The 590-nt window shown below is 37.3% G+C and carries 1 protein-coding gene; it reads right to left on the bottom strand.

The window, feature by feature from the left end; translation table 11 throughout:
* On the bottom strand, nucleotides 1-417 hold a 417-nt coding region (locus ACRCJ0_RS18630), incomplete at its 3' end, for a metal ABC transporter substrate-binding protein (RefSeq protein WP_431391681.1).
* Between the last annotated feature and the right edge of the window lie 173 nt (nucleotides 418-590).

The following is a 590-nucleotide window of genomic DNA, read 5'->3' as shown; positions in this document are numbered from 1 at the left end:
TTCTTCAGTCTCTTCTTCAGAAGTCGTTTCTCCGACTGTTTCCACATCACCATCGATCAATTCAACTTCTGAAGCTGCTTCAATAATGACTAAATCTGGGTTATCAATCGATTCTAATAAAGTTGGTACGAAGGTTTCCATGTCTTCACTGTTATAAACAAAGACATCTGCTTCATTTAAAGTCGCAATATCTTGCGCACTCGGCTCATATTCATGGGCATCTGCATTCTCCATCATAACCGTTACCTCAGCACTATCCCCAACCACTGCATTGGTTAAAGCTTGCATTGGGTAAAAAGTCGTTATAATCTGTAAGCTATCATCATCACTTGATGTAGATGCCCCATTACCACATGCTGCCAAAAAGGCGATGGCTGATAAAGCTAACAGCCCAACTAATCGTTTAAATTTATTCACAATGTTCTCCTTTTAAAGATTACTATCTATATATATGAATACTTCTTCATTAAATCGTAACCGGTACGATTTGACAAAAGCTAATATAGCATACTTACAAAAAGCAAGCAAGTAAAAAAGGACGAGTTTTAGCTCGACCCTTCCCTTAAAATTTATTTATCTTTGAACGCTTC

The organism is Aerococcus sp. L_32, from assembly GCF_050689315.1.
Note: the sequence above shows the minus strand (reverse complement) of the source record. Positions and strands in the feature narration are given on the sequence as shown.